Below are 23,678 nucleotides of genomic sequence, written 5' to 3'. Positions count from 1 at the left end.
TGCCTGGCCCGCTCGGCCAGCTGTGCGATGGCCCGCGCATCGAGCAGGTCCGTCAGGTCCGCTCCCGACATCCCGGCCTCCGCCTCGATGGTAGTGATCGCCTCGGCGCTCTCTACCACAACCGGACCTTCCACATCAACAACGTCGATAGTCATAGGAATCAGTCCTCTCCACTGGTCCCCACCTTTATCGACACAGTCCCGGCATTGGGTCAAGGTCGGAGCTGTGAGGGGTGCGGTAAATCGAGTACGGCGTTACCTCCGGCTCGCTAGCAGCAGCCCCCTCTCCGCCATTCCCGCAGTTATGTACGAGTGCTGCGACACTGCCCGCAAGAACATAGTACGTGTGGAGGGCGCCGATGGTCAGGTCGTAGGTGGTGGTGTTCGCGTGGTAGAGGCGGACCGCGGTCACCTCGGCGGTGCCGGTGGGGGTCTGAAGGACGTCGCCGGCGTGCAGGTGCTGTGCCTCGACGAACGCGGCCTGGGTCAGGTCGTAGAACGGGTGATGGAAGGTCGTCGTCAGTGTGCCGCCGTGCGCGGCCACGTCTGCGCTGGCTGCGGATGCGTTAGTCACTGCCACGGTCGCCGGCTGGCGCGTAGCCGCGCTCGCGGTTGTGGCGGTGCCGGTTACGGCGACCAGGGCGGCGGCCAGGCCGACGGCGGCCTTGCTGAGCGTCGACTTGATCCTGCCCTGCCGGGCGTTCTCGCCCTGCGCGGCCCGGGTCGGGGTGACGGCGACGTCGGCGAAGTCGTGGTCGGTGGCCGTGACGATCACTGCGCTGACGGTGTGAGCCTGGTTGTTCATCTCGCCGGGCACCGCGTCGGTGATGCGGTCGCCGACCTTGATCTGGTCGATGGGCTTGGTGGTTCCGTCGGCCAGCAGGACCGGGGTGTTGCCGGTGAAGCTGTGGCACCCGCCGCGCAGGCTGGAGATCGCGCGGCCCGCGACGGGGGCGACGGCTCCAGCGATACCACCGGTGGCTGCGCCCTGTTCAGCACCGTGCAGGCTGGCCGAGCCGAGGCCGGACCACGAGCAGCCCTCTCGGCTTGAACCGCAACCGGCGGCGTAGCCGAGTGCTCCGCTCGTCGCGCCGGCTCCGCCGCCGGAGAATCCGCCGACCAGGGCCGAGCCCGCGACGTCGGGCAGGACCCCGTCGAGGGCCTCGCTGACCAGCTTGCCGCCGAGCGGCCCGGCCAGGGCCCCGCCGACCGCGCCGCCGACCGCGCCGATGCCGATGGCTTCGACCGCGCCGAGAGCGGTGCAGCCCGACTTGCTCTGGCCGCAGGTCATGCTGTACGAGACGGCGCTGGACGCGGCTCCGGCGAGCGCTGCGCAGCCGATGGCGCCGATGCCGCCGGTGAGCGCGGAGCAGCCGAGGAACACACCGGCCCCGACGACGATCGAGGTGATCGCGGCCGCGTGGTGCTTGACGAAGGTCACGGTGGAAGAGATCGCCTTATGCGCCGCGCTGATCGTCCTGTGGTAGGCCGTGGTCACGACGTGCACGACCGCGCGCGCACGTTTGACCGCTTGGTGGTAGACCCGCCTCCCGGCGGAGTAGAGCTTGCGTTCCAGCGCCGCGAGTTGTCGTTGCGCGTAGGCGAAGGCGTCCTGAAGGGCGTGCAGGGCGGTGGCGAAGCCGCGCATAAGATCCTCGAACCCGTTCTTGACCCAGTGGTAGGCCTTTTCCGCGGCGTGCTCGACCGGCTGGACGATGTTGCGATCGGTCCAGTGCCAGGCGGGCTGGATGATGTCCCGGTTGACCGCCGAGGCGGCGGAGCAGACCCAGCCGAAGAAGCCGCCGCAGTGGCCGGTCGGGTCGGTGGCGGTGAGCGGGTCGTCACCGACATAGGCGAACGGGTTCGCCTGAGCGCTGTTCGGCACCGGGCTGACCTGCGCGGTGTCCTTGTTCATGAATTGGCCGGTGGCCGGGTTGTACCAGCGCGCGGCCATGTTGGCCTTGCCGGTGGCGTTGTCGGTCCAGGCGGACTGGTATCCGACCGATCCGAGGCGGTTGCTGCTGGTCAGGACATTGCCGAGCGGGTCGTAGGCGGTGGATCCGGACAGCGCGGTCCCGGTCGCGGTGAAGTCGCCGACCACGTCGGTGTGCTGGTCGGTATAGGCGAGGGTGCCACTGCCGGGCGTGGTGCCGCCGCCGCTCGCCGCCGCACCGATGCCGACCAGCGCGCCGGACGGATCCCAGGCGTAGGTGTCGGCCCCGTCAGAGGCGACGTCGTTGCCGGTGCCGCTGTACTGCAGGGTGCGGGTGCCGCCGCCACTGGAGGTGTCGGTGATCACGCGCCCGGAGGCGTCGTAGCCGTATGACTGGGCGCCGACACTGATCTGCTGGTTGAATGCGTCGGAGGCGTAGTTCACCACGCCGCTGGCGGAAGTCTGCGACGACATCGTACCTCGGGCCGTGTAAGTGTACGTATTCACGCCGTCGCCGGTCAGCTCGTCGCGGGCGTCGTAGGCGTAGACGTTGGCGCCTACCTGGGTGCGGTTGCCGGACGCGTCGTAGGCGTAGTTCGTGGTGGCGCTGCCCGAGATCCACGAGGTAAGGCGGTTCGCGAAGTCGTACGAGTAAGTGTTCGAGGAGGCACCGGCGAACCCGGTGGTGGTCTTCGAAGTCAGGTTCCCGTTGTTGTCGTAGCCGTAGTTGATGGCGGCCAGGGTGGTGGTGCCCGCGGCGTTGGTGAGCGTGTCGCCGGTCAGCTGGTGCAGAGTGTTGTAACCGAATTGGCGCAGGTTGCCACCGGTGCCGTACTGGATCTGCTTGACCTGATCGAGCGTGTTATACGTGTACTGAGCGATCGTGTTCGTAGTCGCGTCGGTGACTGTAGACAGTTGATCGGCGCCGTTGTAACCGTAGCTGGTAGTACCGGCCGCATCATTGCGCTGAGTCATCAACGCGTCGGCGTTGTAGCTGAAGCTGGATGAGCCTGCCGCGCCGGAGGCCGTGAGCAGTTCGCCGCGGTCGTTGTAGGTGTAGGTCTCCGAGGTCGCCGGCTGGTAGCCGGCACTGCCCGAGGTACCGACCGCGGTGGTGGACGCGGAGGTGATCCGGCCGTCGCCGTCATAGCCGAACGTGCGGCTCGCCGTGGCGACGTCGGCCCCGCTGCCGGACTGGCTGGTGAGGTTGCCGTTGTTGTCGTACCCGGCGGTGATGCTCACGCCCCCGGGCTGTGTCTGGGTGACCGGGCGGCCGTCCGCGTCGTAGGCGGTGGTGACAGTGGACTGCGCGGCAGTGGTGTACGTCGACGTGGTCGGCTCGATCACCGACTCCTGCAGGTTCCACGGGTTGTAGGTGTAGATCCAGTTGTTGCCGCGGCCGTCGGTGTAGCGGGTGCGGTTACCGGCCGCGTCGTAGCCGAAGCTGATGGTGACCGAGGAGCCGGCGGTGACCGGCTGGACTTCCTGGGTCAGCTCGCCGTCGGCGTTGTAGGTGAAGGTGCTGGCGTGCTGGAGCTCGTCGACGGCCGACAGCCGGTTGCCGTCCGCGTCGTAGGTGGCTGACGTCGTGATCAGCACCGTGCCGCTCGGGTCCTTGGCCTGGGTCTGCAGCAGGTCGCCGGCGGCGTCGTACTGGAGCGTGGTGGAGCTGTTGTCGGGCAGGGTGTTGGTGGCCGGGCGGCCGAGGAAGTCATAGGCCGTCTTGCTGGTGTTGTCGGCGGTGTCAGTTATCTGAGTCTGCTCGCCGGTGTTGTCGTAACCGTAGGAGGTGGTCGCACCGTCCTGGGTGACGGTAGACGACAGGAACGCTCCGCCCGGGTCGCTGGACGACGCCGTGTAGTTGTATGTCGAGACCGATGTCGTGGTCGGATACCGGTCGAGCACGGTGCTCGTGCTTCGGCGGCCCATCCAGTCGTACGTGGCCTGAGTCTGCGCGCCGGTCGGGTCGGTAAGCGCCAGCCGCTCGCCGTTGGTGTCGTATGTGGCCTGAGTCAGGCCGCCGTTGCGGTCGGTGGTCTGCACCAGGTCGCCGAGCTGGTCGTACAGGTACTTGGTGGTGTGGTTGAGCGGGTCGGTGATCTGGGGCGACGCTCTGGAAGCCGCCGGCCCGTTCTCTGGCCTCGATGACCTTTCCGGCCTCGCCCGCGCTCCAGCCGAGGATCTGGGTGAGCAGAGCGGCCGAGGCGTGATTGACGTCGATCAGGCCGCCGTCGTCGAAGGCTCGGGGAAGGTCGGGCCGCCCGACGCGCAGATCCCGGGCCAACACCGGGTTCGACTGTGCGATCTGCCGAGCCTCGACTCGCCGCTTGGCGGCTTCGGTGGCCGCGGTCACGGCGAGGCGATTCGCGTCGTGCAGCGATGGGGGCGCGCCGATGGCGGGCTGCGCGTTGCCCCGGAAGGCGACCCAGGCGTGCACTCCCCCGACGCCCATGAGCAGCATGGCCGTCGCGCCGGCTATGTCGCCGAGGTTCCCGTGGTAACCGTTCGCCTTCGACGGATCTCCCGCCGCGGCGATGAAAACGATCTCGACGAGCGTCGCGGCGAGGTAAGCGGCGGTGATGCCCCAGTCACGCGCGCGCCTGCTGGTGACTGCGCGCCGAAAGAAGGGCACGCACGAGAGCAGGCCCAGCGACCAGACCGGTACCGAGGCCCACCACAATGCCCGGAGCCTGCCGCGGATCCGTGACGGCGCCCGCAGCGTCCGACCGCCGTCACGGGATTCGGGCCCCGACAGAGGTACGAGTTGCTCCACCACGCCACCCCCTTGTGATCAGACTGCCGCCATTCAGGCTCAGCCTACTCGTCGGCGTTCGAGTCGGTAGATCATTCAGCTGTTCCGGCGCAGGGACGGCTGGCCTGGGCACCGGACGAGGTCGATATCGAGACGCCGTCCGCGGCCCGCATGCATGTACGACTACCACCTCGGTGGATCACACAACTTCGCCGCCGATCGAGCGCTTGCCGAGCAGGCGATGGCCGCGTGGCCGGACGCGCGAACGTTCGCCGTGGCGAACCGGGCGTTCCTGCGCCGCGTCGTCGCACTGCTGGCCGGGCTCGGCGTCGACCCGCGCCGCTGGATCCGCTGGACGGGGACGCGGCGCGTTACTCGATGTACGCCGCCGTGGGCCGCCGGCCCTGATCGCGCCGGCCGCCCTCGGCCGGGCCGGCGCTACCCCGCGCCGCCGCCGCGCGGCCGGCCGTCGCCACTGAGCGTGGTCACCAGGTTCCTCGACGGTGTGGGAACCTCCCCGTCTAAGCACTCGTCGTCGGCGACAGGCAGCCGGCTGATCGCGCGTTCGATCGGCGGCGGCAACTGCGGGTGCCGGCCCTCGTGGCATTCGGCGAGCAGCGCACGCAGTTCCCTGCGCGGCAGCAGGGTGCCCGGCGCGCAGGTCACGCGGCTGCGCGGAAGGGGGTTGACCCTGAGGCAGGAGGACTGCCGGCGCCAGTAGTCCGCGTCGCGGTACTCCGCGTGCCGGCGGTGGTCGAGGTAGAGGCAGAACGCCGCGGTCGGATTGCCCGCGCCGGCGGCGAACTTCCACCAGAACCGCGCGCCTTCCTCGCGGGCCGTCAAGTGCAGCAGGCAGGCGAAGACCAGCGCGCCGTCCGGGTCGTTGAGGGTCTCGGTCAGCCGCGCGAAGCTCGCCGCGGCCTGCGGCCAGTTCAATACGAGCGTGCAGGTCAGGTCCAGCTCGTGCCGGGCCTGTTCGGGTTCCGAGCCGCGGTTGGGCGCGGCCGCCGCGGGGCGTGTGCTCTCCGGGTACTCGGCGCGCATCGCCCGCCGGGCGAGCGCGCGGGCGAGCCGCAGTTCCACGGCCGGGGGCTGGTAGTCGCAGTAATCGTCGGCCAGGACGCGCGCGTCGCGTAGCAGATCGTCGATCGTCGTCATCAGGTGGGACACGGTGCAGATCAGTCCTCGCAGTCCGGGGCGCGCAGATCGAGCTGCTTGGCCAGACGCCGGCGGGCGTGGTGGATGTGGGTGCGTACGGTGGTCAGTTTGATGCCCAGCAGCCGCGCCGCGTCCTGGTCCGAGTAGCCGAGCACGAAGCAGAGCACGATGACCATGTACTGACGCTCGGGCAGTTCCGAGATCGCGCTGAACAGGCCGAGCGACTCGTCCAGCACGGCGAAATCGTTGCGCCCGTCGCGGATCGCGCGCAGGAACGCCGCGTTGGGCACGAAGTCGCAGGGCGCGGCGTGCTCGGCCTGCCAGCGCACGACCGCGGTCTTGACGAGGTTGAGGGCGTAGCGTTCGACACTGTCCTGCGCGAGCGCGTGCTCCCAGTTCTCCGCCAGTTGCGCGGTCACCTCGTCGACGATCTCTTCCGCGGCGGCCTCGGCGCCGACGTTGAGGTGCGCGAACTTCAGCCAGATGATCTGGTGCTTCTCGACGAAGACGGTGAACGACAAATGCAGATACCCGGTGAGCCGGGACCCCGCACGCGTCGGCGGCTCCTCGCGTGTCACCGAAGCGAATCCCACCGGCGGCGGCAGACGTCTTCGACGGCGACGCTCGCGCCGGGGTCGAATATGCGGCGGGCCGTCAGACCCGTGTCCGCGCCCACGGCCCGTTCGGCGCAGAGCGCCGTCGACGGGTGTACCGGGTCAATCATCAGGGACGCTCCGGGCGTTCGCGGGCACCTCGCCGTTCCGTGCCGGGCCGGCCGTCGGTGAAAGGGCCTGGAAAGGGCTCTTATGCACTCCAGGCAACCAGAGACGGGCCCGTATTGTTCAACGGCCTCGCGGATTATCGAGCGTGCGGTAGTGAACCGACCGGCGCGCGTTCGGCCGCGCGACCGCCCCCCACCGGATCGAGCGGGCGACTGCGAACTCTGATTCGGCGTTCGCGGTATTGTTGCGGTCTGCGCCACGGGCGGAAGGACACTGGGCATGGACGACGAGACCGGCGTTGACTTGCAGCTGGACCGGCCGCACGCGGCCCGGATGTATGACTACTACTTGGGCGGGCGGACCAACTTCCCCGCGGACCGGGAGGCGGTCGGCCGGGTGATGGCCGCGTTCCCCACGGCGCTGGTCACTGCTCGCGCCAACCGGGAGTTCATGCACCGGTCCACGCGCTACCTCGCGCGGCGCGGGTTGCGGCAGTTCCTCGACATCGGCACCGGCATACCTACGTCGCCGAACCTGCACGAGATCGCGCAGGAAGTCTCGCCCGACGCGCGGATCGTCTACGTCGACAACGACCCGATCGTGCTCACGCACGCGCAGGCCCTCCTGCGCAGCCACCCCGCCGGGCGCACCGCCTATGTCGAGGCGGACCTGAGAAAGCCCGGATCGATCCTGTCGGCCCCGGCGCTGCACGAGACCCTGGACCTCTCCCGCCCGGTCGCGCTGAGCCTCAACTCGGTGCTGCCCTTCGTCGCCGACGACCTCGACGTCTCGGACGAGTTCGGCGCCTCGCACGACGCCGTGCCAGATCAGCGGGGCGGCGATACGGAGGGCGGCGCATACGCCATCGTCGAGCGGCTGAAGGACGCCGTCGCGCCGGGCAGCGCGCTGGTGATCTCGCACGGCACTTCCGATTTCGCCCCGGAGGCGTCGGAGAAGGCGTCGATGGTCTACCGGTCGTCCGTGGGCACTCTGCAACCGCGCACCCGCGCGGACTTCACGAGGTTCTTCGCGGGCTGGGACCTGGTGGAACCGGGGGTGACGGTCGCGCACCGCTGGCGGCCCGACGAGCACAACGGACTTTCCAGCGTCACGGACGCGGAGGTCTCCTGCTACGCGGCCGTGGCCTTCAAGATCGAGTGACGGCGGGCCGGTCCAGGACGGGCCGTCGGTCAGGTCGTAGCCGATCAGGTTCAGGTCGTCGGCGTGCGGGAGACAGAATCAGCCACCGCTCTCGCCCGCGCCGGATTCGACCGCGCCGGATTCGACCGCACTGGATTCGACCGCACTGGATTCGCCCGCGCCGGACTCGGCCGCGCCGGACTCGACCGCGGTCGTCCGGTTCGCGTCGTCGTTCACGATCCGGCCCTCCCGCGCTTCGGCCGGTGCGGCCCGCACGGCGGCGCTCACCTCGGCCCCGCGGCACAATCGCCGCCGGCGCGCCGCGCGCGCCGCGCTCGCCGCGGTGGTGAGCAGCACCCCGCCCGCCACGGCGAGCAGCACGACGGCCAGGTTGCGGGTGTAGTCCAAGGGGGTCACGGTCGGATTCGGGTTGTGGCCTTTGCGCAACACATCAGGCAGACCGACGATCAGTACCGAACCGCCGATCAGCAGCAACGCCGCCAGCGCCTGACGCGTGCGCGGGCCGGTCAGACGGACCATCGCCGCGCTAGCCAGGAACACCACCGGAGCGATCACGGCGTCGTGCGCGATCACCCCGCCGATCAGCCAGCGGCCGACCGGCGCGTTCGCGGAGAAGGGGTGCCCGCGCAGCAGTGCCCGCGCACCGATGCTGGCCACCCACGCGCCGAACGCGCCGAGCGCGATCCTGGCGAACAGCGCTGGGCGGGCCGCGGCGGCGGCGGCGGCGGACCGGAACGCTGGTACCCGCACCCTGAGATACCGTCCACTCGACATCACAGCACCTCGATCCGCTGGACCCACTTGGTTTGCAGCACACCCGGCCGGCCCGGCGCGATGATCCGGGCCGGATATCCGTGGTCGACGCTCAGCGGCAGCCCGCCGAGCCGCAGCGCCAGCAGCGTGAGCGGGTCGCGCGCGTACTCGCGCGGCATCGTGGTGGTGGCGTAGAACCCGGACCGCTCGAGCGAGACGATGCGGATGTCGGCGCCGGGCGCCGCGCCGGCCCGATCCAACAGGTCGCGCAGCCGAACCCCGGCCCAGCGGCCGTTGACCGACCAGCCTTCGACGCACGCGATCGGCAGCGCCGCCTCGCATTGCGGGAGCGCGCCGAGTTGAGCCAGGGACAGGCGGAAGGGACGCGGCCCGGCGACCTCGAGCCGCCAGGCCGGGTCATGGGCGCTGGTGAGCACCCCGGCTTGGGCTGCGGTCCGGTTGATCGGCACGCCCTGCGGCCCGACCGAGGGGTCGCGCGGCGCGAGCAGGTCGAGGCCGCGCAGCGAGGTCACCGACTGGCCCACGGTGGTCAGCGTGACGACGCCGACCGCGGCGCCCGTCGCGGTAAGCAGCGAACGACGGCTGACTGTGCCGGGCCGCGTTGAGGCCGCCTCGGGCTGGACGGCCGGTACGACCGATGCCGCCGGTTCGGCAGGCACGGCAGTAGACACGGTCGAAGCCGCCGGTACGGCCGATCGTCGGTAGCCGCGCGCGATCGCCGGTGCTTTGACCGCGATATGCACGATCAGCGCGCCTACGGTGATCCACGCGACCTGATAGTGCGTCGGCACGAACGCGAACGCCCACGGATACCACTGGATCACGTTGAGCAGGCCGGTGACCAACTGGAAGACGGCCCCGGCGACCAGCACCAGGATCGAGAGCCGTTCCAGACCGTGCCGCAGCGACGAGAGGGGCGGCCATGTGAACAGCCGCGGATAGACCGTCCACAGCTTCGCCAGCAGCAGCGGAACGGCGGCCAGGCCCGACGCCACGTGCAGGCCCTGGGTGAACCGGTAGATCCACACCGGCCGGTCCGGAATCCAGCTCGGCGGGTGCCGCAGTTGCAGTTCGTGGCTGATCAAACCGGTCAGGAACGCGGTGGCGAACGCGACGCCGAGCGCCGTGCCCAGCAGCGCGGCGGTGCGTTCGTCGTGCAGGGAACTGCGGAACGCGCCCTCGCGCAGCGGTCCGCGCCGCAACCAGGACGGCGGCGTCGGGAACTCGAATCTGGCCATGTGCCCATCGAATCCCGCGCACACCCCACTTCACCAGCACCAACGCCCTTACCGACCGATTACGACCCCCTTACCGAACCATGACGCCGCAGGTCCGCTGCGAGTGTGGGCGAGCGAGCGTCAGTCGCCGCCGCCCGGCCCGGCCGGCTGAGCCGGCACGAACACGTGGTGTTGCGCCGCGGGCACAGGTCAGCGCGGCAGCGCGGCAGCGCGTTCGAGCAGCAGCGCGCGTTCGGCGGCGTTGCGCGCCAGCGGCGCGGCGTATTCGAGCTCTGTGCGCGCCTCGCCGTATCGGCCGAGCCGGGCGAGCAGGTCCGCGCGCACCGCCGGCAGCAGGTGATAGTCCTTCAGCTCGCCGGAGCCGGCCAGTTCGTCCACCAGGGCCAGCCCGGCGGCCGGCCCGCGCGCCATGCCCACGACGACCGCGCGGTTGAGCGCGACGACCGGTGATGGAAGCAGAACGATGAGAGCGTCGTAAAGGCGCGCGATGACGGCCCAGTCGGTGTCCTGCGTGGTCAGGGCTCGTGCGTGCGACGCCGCGATCGCGGCTTGCAGCAGGTAGGGCCCGGGGGCCCGGCCTCTCGCCTTCGCCAGCGCGTCGGCTTTCGCCAGGGCCGCGAAGCCGCGGCGGATCATCAGCCGGTTCCAGCGCCCCCGGTCCTGATCGGCCAGCAGTACCACGCCGCCGCCCGCGCCGCCGCGGGCCGCGACCCGCGAGGACTGGATCTCCAGTAGCGCGGCCAGGCCGTGCACCTCAGGCTCCGCCGGCATGAGGCCGGCCAGCACCCGGGCCAGGCGCAGCGCGTCCTCGCACAGCGCGGGGCGCATCCAGTCGTCCCCCGCGGTCGCCGAGTAGCCCTCGTTGAAGATGAGATAGACCACCTCGAGGACCGAGGGCAACCGCTCGGCCAGCTGCGCCCCGGCCGGAACCTCGAACGGCACCCGTTGCTGCGTGAGCAGCCGTTTGGCACGCACGATGCGTTGCGCGATCGTGGCCTCCGGTACGAGGTACGCGCGGGCGATCTGCACGGTGGTGAGACCGCCGAGCAGCCGCAGCGTGAGCGCCACGCGCGCCTGCGGGGCGAGCACCGGATGGCAGGCGGTGAACACCAGCCCGAGCAGGTCGTCCTCGATCGCGTCAGGCTCGATCCCGAGACCTGACTCCGATTCGTCCGCGTCGAGGTCCCGGCCGACCAGCGCGAGCTTGCGCGCGTACGTCCGGTCGCGGCGGATCAGGTCCACGGCGCGCCGCTTGCCCACCGCCATCAGCCAGGCGCCGGGACTGCGCGGTACCCCCTCGTCCGGCCATTGCTCCAACGCTGCGATCAACGCGTCCTGCGCCAGGTCCTCGGCCACGCCGATATCGCCGACGATCCGGGCCAGCCCGGCGATCAGGCGGGGCGCCTCGATCCGCCACACCGCCTCGACCGCGCGCCGGGTCCGCTCGTCGGCTTGGTTCACACCCCCATCTCACCGCCGCGGCGGCGCCTGCGCAAAGCGCCCCCTGCGGCGCTCCGCACGGCGCCGCCGAGACGGTGAGGGAGGCTACGCGTCCGGCTCCTGCACCGCGCGGACCTCCAGGGAGATCTCCCACTGGTCGCCGTGGATGGTCAGGAAACGCTTCGCCCACTCCACCGCCTCGTCCTGGGAGCGGCACTGCATCAGCGCGTAACCGCCGACGAACTCCTTGGCCTCGGTGAACGGGCCGTCGAGCACGGTCAGCTTCCCGCCGGACAGCTGCACCCGGGTCGACTCCTCCAGCGGCGCGAGACCCGCGGTGTCGAGCAGCACCCCGGCCTTGGTCATCTCCTCGATCAGCTTGCCCATCTCGGTCATCAGCTCCTCGCTCGGGCCGCCCTCGGGCACGCCGGCGGGATCGATCTTGATCAGTGACATGTATCGCATGTGCAGTACCTTCCGATTCCGGCCTGGGGATGAGCCGGGCCGTGGGCGCCTTTCGCCTTTCCTGTCTACGCGTCGAACGGGGAAGGCCGCATCTCGACATCGCCCGGAAGATTTCTCCGGCGGGCTGCGCGCCGGTTCGATCCCGTATGCTGGACACGTGGCCTCGGTAGTCGTGACATACCGATTTACCGGCCCCTGGTCCCGTCCGGGAACCGCAGGGGTCGCGCTTCCCCACGCCTCGGCCGCTTCAGGCCGCTAGCGACTTCCGCAGGGTTCGAGCCGACGGACCAGGGGTTCTCCCGAACCGTCCGCTCCAACCAGACAGGAAGTCCTCTGATGAACCCGTTGCCTGCCTCGGCCGTCGCGCTGTCCGCCGAGCACCTCGAGCGCGACCTGGCGATCCGTGACCTGTCCGACCCGCGCGAGGGCGCGCACGCGGTGCAGCTCGTGCTCGACCGCGCGGTACGTGCCCTCGCCGACGCATGGGGGTGCGAGGTGCGCTGGTGCCGTGGTGAACGCATCGTGCCGATCGCGGACAACTACGACGCCCTCGGTTATGACCCGAGCGATGTAACGCGTGACGCGCGATACACCCGCTATGTGGATGAGCAGCGGATGCTGCGTAGCCACTCGAGCGCGCTCGTCCCGGCCGCCTTGCGCGCGTTGGCCGCCGACCCAGCCGACGATGTACTGCTCGTGTGCCCTGGGATGGTCTATCGGCGCGATGCGATCGACCGGTTGCACACCGGCACGCCGCATCAAGTGGACCTGTGGCGTATCAGCCGCCGTACGCCGCGACTCGGCGACGCGGATCTGCGAGAGATGATCGCGCTCATCCTCAACGCGCTGCTGCCCGGCGCCGCTCACCGCCTCGAATCGCGCGTACACCCCTACACGCTGAACGGCCAGCAGGCTGACGTGCTGGTAAACGGGGAGTGGATCGAGATCGGCGAGGGCGGTCTCGCGCACCCCGGCGTCCTGGCCCGCGCGGGCCTCGACGACGCGTACCGCGGTCTCGCGCTGGGCCCCGGGCTCGACAGGCTGCTGATGCTGGTCAAGTCGGTGCCGGACATCCGGCTGCTGCGTGCGTCAGATCCCCGGATCGCCGGGCAGATGCTGGACCTGGAGCCGTACCGTGCGGTCTCCGCGATGCCGCCGGTGCGCCGGGACCTGTCCGTCGCGGTGAACGAGGGCGACTCGGCCGAGGACCTGGGCGACCGGGTGCGCGACGCGCTCGGCCCGGGCGCGGCGCAGGTCGAATCCGTGCAGATCCTTTCGCGTACGCCGCTCGCGACCCTGCCCGCCGCGGCCCGCGACCGGTTGGGCGCGCGCGCTGACCAGGACAACCTGCTGGTGCGCGTCGTTCTCAGAGACCTGGAACGCACGCTGACCGATCACGAAGCGAACCTGCTGCGGGACCGCATCTACGCGGCCGTACATCGCGGCACCGCCTACCAGTGGGCGGCGACAGCCGGATGAGGACAGCGATCCGGTAACTCACCCGCTTCTCATTCCCGCCTCATGCCCCGATGAACAGCGGACCGGAGGGCCGGCGCGACCAAACCAGGTCCGCATCGACCCACCGAGCCAACGCGTCGGCCGCGCCTTTCTTCACCCGTGTTTCTTCAATTCTTCACTCGTACGGCGGTAAGTTTCACGTTCCGGCAGACCGGGCGGCCGGGCGGCGCTACCTTGTCCTGGTGCCCAGACGGATGCCCCCGATGACGCAGCAGCGCGAATGCAGGCGGCTGACCAGGCAATTGGCGGGCCTGGGCCTCGCACCGGGCGATATCGTGCTCGTACACTGCTCGCTGCGCCGGGTCGCCCCGCGCACCCGTTGCGCATACACCGTCGCCAGGGCTCTACTCGATCAGGTGGGCTCCACCGGCACCGTGGTCGTGCCCACGCAGACCGCGTGGAACTCCACCACCTCCCGCGTCCACCGTCAAGCCGTCGCGGGGCTGGACGCCGAGCAGGTCAAGGCTTATCGCGCGGGACTGCCCGCCTTCGACCCGCGCACCACTCCGTCGTCCGGTATGGGGGCACTCGCGGAGTGCGTAAGGACCATGCCGGGCGCATGCCGCAGCACACATCCGCAGACCTCGCTCGCGGCGGTGGGTCCGCGGGCGCGCCAGCTGATGGCCGTGCACAAGCTGGAGTGTCACCTGGGCTGGGACTCGCCGCTCGGCGCCCTGCACGAAGCCGACGCCAAGGTGCTGCTGCTCGGCGTCGGCTACGACGCGTGCACGGCTTTCCACCTCGCCGAGTACGCCCCGCAGCTGGCGCGGCCGCGGCGCGCGTACCAGTGCCGGATCGCGGACTGGCCGGGCGATGGCTGGACGGCGTTCGAGGGCGTCGACCTGGACGACTCCCGGTTCGGGCGACTCGGCCGCGGCTTCGAAGCGGAGACCGGCGCGGTGCGGACGGGTCCGGTGGGCGCCGCGCGGGCACGGCTGTTCGGCGTGCGGGCGGCGTACGACTTCGCGCTGCGCTGGTGGGAGGGCCACGCCAGCGGGTTCGCGCCGGCCGCGGTGAAATCAGAGCTCTGAATAATGCGTGGTGAGTCTGCCGTCCAGGCGCAGGTCCAGCGCCGTGTGGCGGCGGCCGGAGCCGGCCGTGCGCACCGCCTGGGCCAGGGCCCGCTCGGAGCCGACCAGCACCACCAGCTTCTTGGCCCGGGTGACCGCCGTGTAGAGCAGATTGCGCTGCAACATGGTCCAGGCGCTGGTGGTCACCGGGATGACCACCGCGGGATACTCAGAGCCCTGTGAACGGTGCACGGTGACCGCGTAGGCGTGCTGGAGTTCGTCGAGCTCGGCGAAGTCGTACGGGATCAGCTCGTCCTCGTCGGTGCGCACGGCCAGCTTCTGCTCGTCCGGGTCGATGGCCGTGACGATGCCGCCGGTGCCGTTGAACACCCCGTTGGCGCCCTTGTCGTAGTTGTTGCGGATCTGGGTGACCTTGTCGCCGACGCGGAAGACCCGGCCGCCGAAGCGCCGCTCCGGTGCGCCGTCCCGATGCGGTGTGAGCACCTGCTGAAGCAGGATATTGAGATTGCCGGCCCCGGCCGGGCCGCGGTGCATCGGCGCGAGCACCTGGACATCGCGGCGCGGGTCGAAACCGAACCGGCGCGGCACACGGCTGGCCGCGAGCTCGACGACGAGTTCGGCGGCCTTGTCCGAGTCGTCCTCGGTGAACAGGTGGAAGTCCGGGAACTCGCGCAGCCGCAGCGGCTTTCCGGCGTTGATCCGGTGCGCGTTGACCACGACGCCCGACTGCTGCGCCTGCCGGAAGACCTGGGTCAACCGCACCCGCGGCACCGGTTCGGCGTCCAGCAGGTCCCGCAGCACCTCGCCGGCGCCGACGCTCGGCAACTGGTCCACGTCGCCGACCAGCAGCAGGTGCGCGCCGGGGGCCACCGCCTTGGCCAGCTTGTTGGCCAGCAGCACGTCGAGCATGGAGGCCTCGTCGACGACGACGAGATCCGCGTCCAGCGGGCGGTCCCTGTCGTAGGCCGCGTCGCCGCCGGGCCTCAGTTCGAGCAGGCGGTGCACGGTCGCGGCCTCGGCTCCGGTCAGCTCGGCCAGCCGCTTGGCCGCGCGCCCGGTCGGCGCGGCCAGCACGACCTTCGCCCGCTTCGCCCGGGCCAGCCGCACGATCGAGCGGACGGTGAAGGACTTGCCGCAGCCGGGGCCGCCGGTGAGCACCGCAAGCCGGCTGGTCAGCGCCAGCCGCACGGCCTGCTCCTGCTCCGGCGCCAGCTCGCTGCCGGTGCCAGAGCGCAGCCATGCCAGCGCCTTGTCCCATTCGACCTGCTGGAACTGCGCGAGCCGATCCTCGCGCGCGTTCTTTAGCCGCAGCAGCTGCGCGGCCAGCGAGACCTCGGCGCGGTGGAACGGGACCAGGTACACCGCCTCGGTGTCCGCCCACTCCCCAGGCAGCGTCTCGCGCACCGCGCCCTGCGCCGCGACCAGCTCCTCCAGGCACGTGCCGCACAGGGTCGCGTCCACGGTCAGGATCTTGACGGCCGCCTCGATCAGCTTCTCCCGGGGCAGGAAGCAGTCGCCCGCGTCGGAAGCCTGCGACAACGTGTACTGGAGCCCGGCCTTCACGCGTTCCGGCGAGTCGTGCGGGATGCCGACAGCCCGCGCGATGGCGTCCGCGGTCTTGAAACCGATCCCCCACACGTCCGCGGCCAGTTTGTAGGGCTGCGACTTGACCACGTCGATCGCTTCGTCGCCGTACTTCTTGTAGATCCGTACCGCGATCGAGGTGGTGACGCCGACCGACTGGAGGAAGACCATCACCTCCTTGATGGCCTTCTGCTCGACCCAGGCGTCCGCGATCAGCTTCGTGCGCTTCGGCCCGAGCGTGGGCACCTCGACCAGGCGCTGCGCATCGGTCTCGATGATGTTGAGCGTGTCGGTGCCGAAGTGCTCGACGATGCGCTCCGCCAGCTTCGGCCCGATGCCCTTGATCAGCCCGGACCCGAGGTAACGCTGGATGCCCTGTATGGTCGCGGGCAGGACCGTCGTGTAGTTCTCGACGTGGAACTGCCGGCCGTACTGCGCGTGTGAGCCCCACCGGCCGCGCATCCGCAGCGACTCGCCGGGCTGCGCGCCGAGCAGCGCGCCGACCACCGTGAGCAGTTCGTCCGAGCCGCGGGCGCCGGAGGAACGCGACGCGGCGACGCGCGCGACCGTGTAACCGGTCTCCTCGTTGGCGTAGGTGATGCGTTCGAGCACGCCTTCGAGCACCGCGAGGTGGAGGTTCGGGCTCGGGCCCTCTTCCTGCGTGTGGACACCCGTCGCCGCAGCCATGACCGCACCTTATCGGCCGGATGGGACAGCCCGGCCGGGAACGCGCGGATCGTTCGCCCCGCGCCCCGCGCCAGGTCGCGCCGGACGGGCGGGCAGCCGAATGCGGTCGGCAGCGCCAGTTCTCGGCGCCCGGACGGCCGGACACCGCGGTCTACTGCTTTCGGGCTAACCCATACTGCCTGACCCCGGCGATTCCCACCCATTCGGCCCATTGCGGCGGGTGAATCCTTCGCCGCGCTCGCCGGGCGAGTAGTTTCCAGGCGTGAAGGGGCGCGACGTGCGCCATCACCCGTCATCACGACGCGGCCGAATAGGTTGGCCGAATCGTTACCGGGTTGATCCAGCTATAACGCTGGACGCGGCAACAAAACCAAGGTTGCATCTCATGTGTCGTTTCTCGGGCCGAGTCAACGACTTTCCTGAGAACGCACCGGAAATCAGCGAGTCAGGGATCGAGGACGATGATGTTCAGCACCTCTGGCACACGGGGGCCACGTACCCGGAGCCACGACGAGCACACACGGCCACACGCCAGACGACGAGCACTGCTCACCGCCGCCGCATCCGCCTCGCTGCTCGCGGCCGCGTGCAGCAGCGGTTCGAAGGGCACGCAGGCCACACCCTCCCTCACCGGCGACTGCGCGCAGTACCAGGCGTATGCGGGCCACTCGGGGACGACCGTGACGATGTTCGCCTCGATCATCAGTCCCGAGTCGGACTCCCTGCAGAAGTCGTGGGCGCAGTTCACGCACTGCACCGGGATCAAGATCTCGTACGAGGGCTCGAACGACTTCGAGTCGCAGCTGGGCGTTCGGGTCTCCGGCGGCAACGCCCCGGACCTGGCCGTCATCCCGCAGCCGGGCCTGCTGGCCCAGATGGTCAAGACGCACAAGGTGGTCAAGCCGCCGGCCGACACGGTGTCCAACGAGAACAACTGGGCACCGATCTGGAAGCAGTACGCCACCGTCAACGGGACGTTCTACGCCGCGCCGATGAGCGCGAACATGAAGTCCCTGGTCTGGTACTCGCCCAAGGCGTTCAGGACGGCGGGCTACCAGGTGCCCACCACCTGGAGCGACCTGATGTCGCTGTCGGCGAAGATCGCGACCTCCGGCAAGGGCAAGCCGTGGTGCGGCGGCATCAGTTCCGGCACGGCGACCGGCTGGCCGGCCACGGACTGGCTCGAGGAGGTCGTGCTCGGCAAGTACGGCGGCCAGGTCTACGACGACTGGGTCAGCCACAAGGCGAAGTTCTCCGACCCGCAGATCCAGGACGCGATGAAGACCGTCCAGAACTGGATGCTCAACCCGGCGTGGGTGAACGGCGGCTTCGGTGGCGTGAAGACCATCGCGACCACCACCTTCCAGGACGCGGGCAAGCCGATCCTCAAGGGTGACTGCTGGATGCTCCAGCAGGCCTCGTTCTACGAGGCGCAGTGGCCGACCGGCACCCAGGTCGGGCCTGACGGCGACGTGTTCGCGTTCTACCTGCCGGCGGCCGGCTCCACGCAGACCCCGGTCGAGGGCGGCGGCGAGTTCGTGACCGCGTTCTCCTCGCGGCCCGAGGTGCAGGCGGTGCAGAACTACCTGTCCACTCCGCAGTGGGCCGAGGCCCGGATCAAGGTCGCCCGCGGCTGGGTGTCCGCGAACGAGAAGGTCGACAAGACCCTCTACACCGACCCGATCGACCAGCTGTCCGCGAAGTACCTGACCGACCCGAACTCCACTTTCCGGTTCGACGCCTCGGACCTGATGCCGGCCGCCATCGGCTCCGGGGAGGAGTGGAAGGCGATGACCGCGTGGTTCGCCCAGGGCTGGAACACCACCCAGGTCGCGCAGGACATCGACAGCGCTTGGCCGTCGTCGTGACGCAGAGCTCGATCGCATCGTCCGGCCTCCGCACCCCGGAGGCCGGATGATGTCCGCGCCCGTACACCCGTTCCTGGCCGGCACCGCGAGTGACGCGGCCTCGAAGCTCGGTCAGAGCGGCGAGGCCATCCTGATCTTCTTCGGGGTCGGCCTGATCATCTTCGTGGCAGCCGGCCGGGCCACCGGCCGGCTGCACCGGCCGATGACCATCACGGTGCTGCTCGGCCCCGCGCTGATCCTGCTGGCGGTGGGGCTGGTCATCCCGGCGATCCGCACGATCTATCTGAGCTTCTACAACGACGACTCCACCGCCTTCATCAGCGGGAAGAACTACACCTGGGCGTTCACCAACCACTCGGCCCAACAGGCGCTGATCAACACGCTGCTGTGGATCCTGATCGCACCGATCGTGGCGACCGTGCTCGGGCTGCTGATGGCCGTGCTGGTGGACCGGCTCAGATGGCAGTCGGTGTACAAGTCGCTGATCTTCATGCCGATGGCGATCTCGTTCGTCGGCGCGTCGATCATCTGGAAGTTCGTCTACGACTACCGCGCGCCCGGCAGGCCGCAGACCGGACTGCTGAGCGAGATCGTGATGAAGCTGGGCTGGCACAATCCGCCGGACTGGATCCTGACCCACCCGCTCAACAACTTCCTGCTCATGGTGATCATGGTCTGGTCGCAGACCGGGTTCGCCATGGTGGTGCTGTCCGCGGCGATCAAGGCCATCCCGGACGACATCATCGACGCGGCGAAGGTGGACGGCGCGCGGGGGCTGGCGATGGCGTTCCGCATCACCCTGCCGATGATCCGCAATACGCTGATCGTGGTGCTGACCACGGTGATGATCATCACCCTGAAGCTGTTCGACATCATCCGCACCATGACCGGCGGCAACTTCGGCACCGAGGTGCTGGCCAACGACATGTACTCGCAGACCTTCACCAACTTCGACACCGGCAAGGGCAGCGCGCTCGCGGTCATTCTGTTCGCCGGCGTCCTGCCGCTGGTGGGGTACAACATCGTCCTGCTACGACGGGAGAGGCAGATCCGGTGAGCACTCCTGCCGAAGTCGTTTCCCCGATCAACACGGGCCCGACCGGGTCGGCCGTGAAGGCGGTACGCCGCTCCTTCGCCTCCCCGCTCGCCTCGGTCCTCGTGATCCTGCTCACCGTGCTGTGGACGGTCCCCACCTTCGGCCTGTTCATCGCCTCGTTCCGGCCGTCCGGCGCGTCCGCGACCTCCGGCTGGTGGACGGCGTTCGCGCATCCGCAGTTGACGTTGTCGAACTACAACACCGTGCTTTTCCACAGCGCCAACTTCGGTACCTCCGGCGGCATCATGCCGTTCCTGGTCAACTCGCTGGCCATCACCATCCCGGCCACGCTGTTCCCGCTGAGCATCGCGGCGATGGCGGCCTACGTGCTGGCGTGGGTGAAGTTCAGGGGCAGCGACGCGCTGTTCTTCTTCATCTTCGCGCTCCAGGTGGTCCCGTTGCAGCTGGCGCTGGTCCCGCTGCTCCAGTTGTTCTCCGGCGGCGCGCACATCGGCACCATCGCGCTCATCCCGGCGCTGAACGTCAGCGGCACGTACGTGTCGCTGTGGACGGCGCACACGATGTTCGCGCTGCCGCTGGCGATCTACCTGCTGCACAACTTCATCGCGCAGATCCCGCGAGACCTGATCGAGGCGGGGCTGGTCGACGGGGCGTCACACTTCCGGGTGTTCCGCACGATCATCCTGCCGCTGGCGACCCCGGCGCTGGCCGCGTTCGCCATCTTCCAGTTCCTGTGGGTGTGGAACGACCTGCTGGTGGGCCTGACCTTCGCGGGCGGCTCGCAGGCGGTCGAGCCGCTGACCGTGCGGCTGTCCCAGATGGTCGGCTCGTTCGGCGGACGATGGGAGCTGCTGACCGCGGGCGCGTTCATCGCCATCATCGTCCCGCTCGCGGTGTTCTTCTCGCTCCAGCGCTACTTCGTGCGCGGCCTGCTGGCCGGCTCGGTGAAGGGCTGAGCGACCCCGGCGCGAACCGAAGGAACCACGCAGCACGGCGGGCCGGGTACCGGCTCCGGTCGAGTGACCGGTCCGGTGCCCGGCCCGCCGCCGTGACGCGTCGATCGGTGCAGCGTTCTTCACGCCGCCGGGCCCGGGTCGAGGACGGCCTCGACCCGGGCCTGGACAGCGGGCGCGCCGCCGGGCCCGGTGCGGCTGACGCGGAAGACGACCACGCGTCCGGTCGCCCGGAACGCGAACTCGTCGGCGCAGCCGTCTCGCCGATGCGTGTGGCCGCCGGCGAACGGACCCGCCGCGGCGGACACGGCCGCGAACGTGCCGTGCCTCGCCAGCGCCGCGAACGCGTCGCGCCGGGGCGACAAGATCCGGCGGCCACAGCGCGGCGTGCGCCAGGGCTGCTCGGCTTCCAGCAGAGCCGCCAGGACGCCCAGGGCGATCGCGGCGGCGGCGATCCGCTCCGCGACTGCCGACCCGCTCCCCCACCACCGCTGCGTAAGAGGCGCGCCGACTGCCTGCGTGACTCCGGCCGCGAGCAGGAAGCCCGCACGCGCCTGGGCCGGCCGGCCGACCGTCGCGCCGGGGTGTTCGGGCCGGCGGACACAAGCGCACCCGCCCGGCGCCTTCACCAGGCGGGCATATGTCAGTAAGGACAGGAATATCGTACCCTGAATCGCCATGGCGGTGCCCGCGACGGCGGGACGGTAACCGAGGCACACCGCCGCGCCGGTCGCGGTTTCCACCAGGCCCGCGATCAGTTCGACCCGGCGCCAGCGCGACGGCCCGATCCGCAGCGCCGCGCGGATCGCCCCGCCCTCGCCGGCGTCCTCTCCGGCGTCCTGCCCGCGCGCCGCGGCGCGGCGCGCCGTGCGTCCCAGCTTCGCCGCTGCGGCCAGGAGCAACAGCGCGCCGCTGCCGAGCACGACGCCGGAGAGCGCCGCTTGCGGCGGGTTGAGAGGCCCTGCGAGCACCGCGACGCCCCCGCTACGGCTTCGAACTGAGGTAGAAGCAGTAGTTGCCGTAGCTGGTGTTGGGGCGCCCGACGTCGAGGTCGACATTGGCCGAGGTGCTGTAGCAGATGCCTTCGTCCCAGTACTGCCACAGCATGGTGGTCACCCCGGAGCACGACTCGGCGGCCCAGGCCGGCGGGTTGGCGAGGGTGTTGGAGCACCTGAGCGGTTCGCTGGACCACACCGCGTAGCAGTGCACCGCGGAGGAGCTGTCGATCACCGAGCAGTTCGGCGGGGCGGCGTACGGGTTGCAGTACAGCGCGGCGTGGAACGGGTGCCCGCCGGCGTATGCGTATCCGTTGACGTACCCGGCCCAGCCGTTCCAGTAGGACAGGCTCAGCGAGGTCGAGGCCTCCTGGTCCAGCCAGCAGTACAGGACTCCGTTCGCGGGCAGCTGGAGCGGGCCCACCGAGGTGTACGTCGAGATCAGCGAACTGATGAACGTCTGGGCGTCGGCGTGGCCTTCGGAGCTGGTGCCGTTGAGCCGCGACTGGGTCGGCGCACTGATCACGCCGAGCCTCGGCGAGCTGCTGTTGCCGTTCCAGACGGCCGTGCACTCGGTGACCGGGTCGGAGTTGAGCGCAGTGTAGTAGCAGGGCGAGAAGTACCGCACCCAGAACGCCGGCTTGCCCCAGTAGTTGATTGCCGCCGGGACCTGGTTCTGCACGGTGCTCGCGGTGTCGAAACCGGCCATGTTCAGAACACCTCCGCCACGTACATGTCGGTGCCGACCGTGCCGAGCAGGCTCAGGTCCGCGGTGAGGAATCCGAGCCGGGAGCCGGTCTCGGCGCCGGCGACGCCGAGCACGGTGCCGCTCGGCAGCCGGTAGACCCCCGAGTAGTGGGACCCGTCGCCGTAGGCCGCGACGAGTGCTCCGGTGGACAGGTCGTAGGCGCTGAGGCCGCCCGCGTCCGCGGAGCCGAGGGTGTAGAGCACTGATCCGTCCGGGGACAGCGCGCTCTTCGCGTCGGGGCCGCCCAGGGAGATCCTCGGGCGCGGGAATTCGAGCGCCGCGACGGTGCGGAATCCGGCGGCCGGGTCGACGACGAGCGCCCGGCCGAAGGCGGCGTTGGTGATGACGAGCGTGCCGTCCGGACGGGCGTGCAGGTTGGTCGCGCCAGCCTTGGCGGTGTCCATCTGCAGTTCGGCGAAGCGGACGCGACGGGACCTCGCATCGCTGCCTGGCGTGTACACCTCGAGGTCGCGGCCATCCACTACACGTACGACGTCCCCGGTGGACAGCACCAGCCCGGTGGCACCGCCCGGCCAGGTGCCGGCCGAGCGTACCGAGCGGCCGGGGCGGGCGGAGCCGAGCGGGAAGGTCAGCAGCCTGACCGGGGGCGCGGGCAGCGGCTCGGCCTTGGTGCCGACGGACACCGCGGGTTCGCGGATCGTCCACAGGTAGAGGTTCTCGGCGTCGGCGACCGAGTCGGTCCAGGCGAGCGAGGGCGCGTCTGCGAGGTCGAACGGTCCGGTGAAGGTGCCGGTGCGGCGGTCGAGGTAGGCCAGAACGTGATGTGTCGTCCAGTTCGCGGACGGGGTGACGACGGCGGTGCCAGCGGCGGCGGACTTCCGGAAGGTGTGCCAGCCGCTCGGCACGCTCACGGCGATCACCAGGGCGACCGTGACGGCGCCCGCGAAGACTGGGCGGACCAGGACGGACGCGTCGGCCGGGACGCCGGGCAGGTGCACGGTGGCCTCGGTCTGGACCGCGCCGGAGGCCGCGTCGACGACGGACAGCGTCACGTCCGCGCCGCCGGGCCCGGTCAGCACGGTCGGGAAGGCGACGCTCGCGCCGTCCGCGGAGCGGGCCGGCCGCGCGGCCAGCCCGGTGCCGACCGTGCGCGGCGCGGGCGCGGGGGCGTTACGCGCGGCGGGTGGGCGCCAGCCTTGCACGGCCGGCGGCGAACTCGGCCCGGTCGAGCCGTAGAGGAAGAAGTGCGCGGGTGGCGCGGTGGTGGCGGCTGCGGACCCCGGGGTGGAGGCGGCCGCGCGGGCGGGAGCCGCGACGAGTACGTCCGGCAGTGCGACGAGCACGCCGGCTCCCACGCCGCCGGTCAGCACGGCGCGGCGGCTCGGCCGCGCGCTCGCGGCGGTCGTGGGTTCGGTCGGATCGGACTGGTTTCGCGGCTCGGCGCTTTCCGGCTTCGTTCTCCCGGCACGCCTTCGTACGGCCGACGCGGCGGCAGCGCCGGCCCGGTGACCTTTGGCCACAGGTGCCATCCTTGAGGTGAGGAGCCCGGATCAGGCTCTTCCGGCCGCGCCGCGGGGTGGGATCGGCGCGGTGGGTCAGGCGTCCGCGCGGGATAGCGCCACGGACGCCCCGTG

18 protein-coding genes and 1 pseudogene are annotated in these 23,678 nt (G+C 70.3%); 8 read left to right on the top strand and 11 right to left on the bottom strand.

The window, feature by feature from the left end; genetic code table 11:
• Positions 1 to 186 precede the first annotated feature (186 nt).
• The gene (locus KGA66_RS09265; protein ID WP_211466726.1) at positions 187 to 3,975 is read right to left on the bottom strand and encodes an RHS repeat-associated core domain-containing protein; all 3,789 of its coding nucleotides are present in this window, start codon (positions 3,973 to 3,975) and stop codon (positions 187 to 189) included.
• A 52-nt stretch (positions 3,976 to 4,027) separates the two neighbouring features.
• On the opposite strand from KGA66_RS09265, the gene KGA66_RS09260 reads away from it, so the two are divergent.
• Both KGA66_RS09260 and KGA66_RS32030 read left to right on the top strand, forming a co-directional pair.
• Positions 4,028 to 4,639, top strand: a complete 612-nt coding sequence (locus tag KGA66_RS09260) for a hypothetical protein (RefSeq protein ID WP_211466724.1) — start codon at positions 4,028 to 4,030, stop codon at positions 4,637 to 4,639.
• A 165-nt stretch (positions 4,640 to 4,804) separates the two neighbouring features.
• Positions 4,805 to 5,015: pseudogene (locus tag KGA66_RS32030) on the top strand (SAM-dependent methyltransferase); the annotation flags it as partial.
• Positions 5,016 to 5,122: 107 nt separating this feature from the next.
• Here KGA66_RS32030 and KGA66_RS29935 read toward each other — a convergent pair.
• Positions 5,123 to 5,854, bottom strand: a complete 732-nt coding sequence (locus tag KGA66_RS29935; protein WP_246507277.1) for a hypothetical protein — start codon at positions 5,852 to 5,854, stop codon at positions 5,123 to 5,125.
• A gap of 8 nt (positions 5,855 to 5,862) precedes the next feature.
• Entirely contained in the window at positions 5,863 to 6,420 is a 558-nt protein-coding gene (locus tag KGA66_RS30900; protein ID WP_211466722.1) for an RNA polymerase sigma factor, read from the bottom strand.
• Between the two features lie 423 nt (positions 6,421 to 6,843).
• Between KGA66_RS30900 and KGA66_RS09245 the strand changes: the two genes are divergently transcribed.
• Positions 6,844 to 7,725, top strand: coding sequence for an SAM-dependent methyltransferase (locus KGA66_RS09245; RefSeq protein ID WP_211466720.1), 882 nt, complete (start codon positions 6,844 to 6,846; stop codon positions 7,723 to 7,725).
• Between the two features lie 78 nt (positions 7,726 to 7,803).
• Here KGA66_RS09245 and KGA66_RS09240 read toward each other — a convergent pair whose 3' ends face one another.
• The 4 genes from KGA66_RS09240 to KGA66_RS09225 all read right to left on the bottom strand — a co-directional run bounded on the left by KGA66_RS09240 (position 7,804) and on the right by KGA66_RS09225 (position 11,642).
• Entirely contained in the window at positions 7,804 to 8,499 is a 696-nt protein-coding gene (locus tag KGA66_RS09240; RefSeq protein WP_211466718.1) for a hypothetical protein, read from the bottom strand.
• Positions 8,499 to 9,737, bottom strand: a complete 1,239-nt coding sequence (locus tag KGA66_RS09235) for a molybdopterin-dependent oxidoreductase (RefSeq protein WP_211466716.1) — start codon at positions 9,735 to 9,737, stop codon at positions 8,499 to 8,501. The genes KGA66_RS09240 and KGA66_RS09235 overlap by 1 nt, the downstream gene beginning before the upstream one ends.
• 189 nt (positions 9,738 to 9,926) lie before the next feature.
• A complete protein-coding gene (locus KGA66_RS09230) occupies positions 9,927 to 11,198 on the bottom strand; it encodes an RNA polymerase sigma factor (protein WP_211466714.1) in 1,272 nt (423 codons plus the stop codon).
• A gap of 84 nt (positions 11,199 to 11,282) precedes the next feature.
• Positions 11,283 to 11,642, bottom strand: coding sequence for a YciI family protein (locus KGA66_RS09225; protein ID WP_211466712.1), 360 nt, complete (start codon positions 11,640 to 11,642; stop codon positions 11,283 to 11,285).
• A 336-nt stretch (positions 11,643 to 11,978) separates the two neighbouring features.
• On the opposite strand from KGA66_RS09225, the gene srmL reads away from it, so the two are divergent.
• Both srmL and KGA66_RS09215 read left to right on the top strand, forming a co-directional pair.
• Positions 11,979 to 13,121: a PheS-related mystery ligase SrmL gene (gene srmL, locus KGA66_RS09220; protein ID WP_211466710.1), complete on the top strand. Its 1,143-nt coding sequence runs from the start codon at positions 11,979 to 11,981 to the stop codon at positions 13,119 to 13,121.
• 242 nt (positions 13,122 to 13,363) lie between these two features.
• Entirely contained in the window at positions 13,364 to 14,191 is an 828-nt protein-coding gene (locus KGA66_RS09215; RefSeq protein ID WP_211466708.1) for an AAC(3) family N-acetyltransferase, read from the top strand.
• Here the strand turns inward: KGA66_RS09215 and recD2 are convergent.
• The gene (gene recD2, locus KGA66_RS09210; protein ID WP_211466706.1) at positions 14,180 to 16,462 is read right to left on the bottom strand and encodes an SF1B family DNA helicase RecD2; all 2,283 of its coding nucleotides are present in this window, start codon (positions 16,460 to 16,462) and stop codon (positions 14,180 to 14,182) included. The two genes, KGA66_RS09215 and recD2, sit on opposite strands and share 12 nt — an antisense overlap.
• A gap of 464 nt (positions 16,463 to 16,926) precedes the next feature.
• Here recD2 and KGA66_RS09205 point away from each other — a divergent pair, with 464 nt between their 5' ends.
• The 3 genes from KGA66_RS09205 to KGA66_RS09195 are packed head-to-tail and all read left to right on the top strand — an operon-like array spanning position 16,927 to position 20,343.
• Positions 16,927 to 18,330, top strand: a complete 1,404-nt coding sequence (locus KGA66_RS09205; RefSeq protein WP_246507276.1) for an ABC transporter substrate-binding protein — start codon at positions 16,927 to 16,929, stop codon at positions 18,328 to 18,330.
• Positions 18,331 to 18,379: 49 nt separating this feature from the next.
• Positions 18,380 to 19,387, top strand: a complete 1,008-nt coding sequence (locus KGA66_RS09200) for a carbohydrate ABC transporter permease (protein WP_211466702.1) — start codon at positions 18,380 to 18,382, stop codon at positions 19,385 to 19,387.
• 26 nt (positions 19,388 to 19,413) lie between these two features.
• Positions 19,414 to 20,343: a carbohydrate ABC transporter permease gene (locus KGA66_RS09195; RefSeq protein ID WP_438822025.1), complete on the top strand. Its 930-nt coding sequence runs from the start codon at positions 19,414 to 19,416 to the stop codon at positions 20,341 to 20,343.
• Positions 20,344 to 20,462: 119 nt separating this feature from the next.
• Here the strand turns inward: KGA66_RS09195 and KGA66_RS09190 are convergent, their stop codons facing one another.
• From KGA66_RS09190 to KGA66_RS09180, 3 genes are read right to left on the bottom strand one after another with little or no spacing between them, the layout of a single operon-like run.
• Complete coding sequence (locus tag KGA66_RS09190; protein ID WP_211466700.1) at positions 20,463 to 21,311, bottom strand: hypothetical protein; 849 nt, start codon at positions 21,309 to 21,311, stop codon at positions 20,463 to 20,465.
• 13 nt (positions 21,312 to 21,324) lie between these two features.
• Positions 21,325 to 22,044 carry a hypothetical protein gene (locus tag KGA66_RS09185; protein WP_211466698.1) on the bottom strand — a complete coding sequence of 240 codons (720 nt, stop codon included), beginning with the start codon at positions 22,042 to 22,044 and terminating at the stop codon, positions 21,325 to 21,327.
• 2 nt (positions 22,045 to 22,046) lie between these two features.
• Positions 22,047 to 23,564: a hypothetical protein gene (locus KGA66_RS09180; RefSeq protein ID WP_211466696.1), complete on the bottom strand. Its 1,518-nt coding sequence runs from the start codon at positions 23,562 to 23,564 to the stop codon at positions 22,047 to 22,049.
• Between the last annotated feature and the right edge of the window lie 114 nt (positions 23,565 to 23,678).

This window comes from Actinocrinis puniceicyclus (assembly GCF_018283645.1).
Lineage (GTDB): Bacteria > Actinomycetota > Actinomycetes > Streptomycetales > Catenulisporaceae > Actinocrinis > Actinocrinis puniceicyclus.
The sequence above is the reverse complement of the archived record's forward strand: the minus strand, read 5'-3'. Positions and strand labels throughout refer to the sequence as shown.

What these genes read in the sequence shown, in the direction of transcription:
- KGA66_RS09245 (WP_211466720.1), top strand. Translation starts at nt 6,844, where the DNA reads ATGGACGACGAGACCGGCGTTGACTTGCAGCTGGACCGGCCGCACGCG.
- KGA66_RS09240 (WP_211466718.1), bottom strand. Translation starts at nt 8,499, where the DNA reads ATGTCGAGTGGACGGTATCTCAGGGTGCGGGTACCAGCGTTCCGGTCC.
- KGA66_RS09235 (WP_211466716.1), bottom strand. Translation starts at nt 9,737, where the DNA reads ATGGCCAGATTCGAGTTCCCGACGCCGCCGTCCTGGTTGCGGCGCGGA.
- KGA66_RS09225 (WP_211466712.1), bottom strand. Translation starts at nt 11,642, where the DNA reads ATGCGATACATGTCACTGATCAAGATCGATCCCGCCGGCGTGCCCGAG.
- srmL (WP_211466710.1), top strand. Translation starts at nt 11,979, where the DNA reads ATGAACCCGTTGCCTGCCTCGGCCGTCGCGCTGTCCGCCGAGCACCTC.
- KGA66_RS09215 (WP_211466708.1), top strand. Translation starts at nt 13,364, where the DNA reads ATGACGCAGCAGCGCGAATGCAGGCGGCTGACCAGGCAATTGGCGGGC.
- recD2 (WP_211466706.1), bottom strand. Translation starts at nt 16,462, where the DNA reads ATGGCTGCGGCGACGGGTGTCCACACGCAGGAAGAGGGCCCGAGCCCG.
- KGA66_RS09205 (WP_246507276.1), top strand. Translation starts at nt 16,927, where the DNA reads ATGTTCAGCACCTCTGGCACACGGGGGCCACGTACCCGGAGCCACGAC.
- KGA66_RS09200 (WP_211466702.1), top strand. Translation starts at nt 18,380, where the DNA reads ATGTCCGCGCCCGTACACCCGTTCCTGGCCGGCACCGCGAGTGACGCG.
- KGA66_RS09185 (WP_211466698.1), bottom strand. Translation starts at nt 22,044, where the DNA reads ATGGCCGGTTTCGACACCGCGAGCACCGTGCAGAACCAGGTCCCGGCG.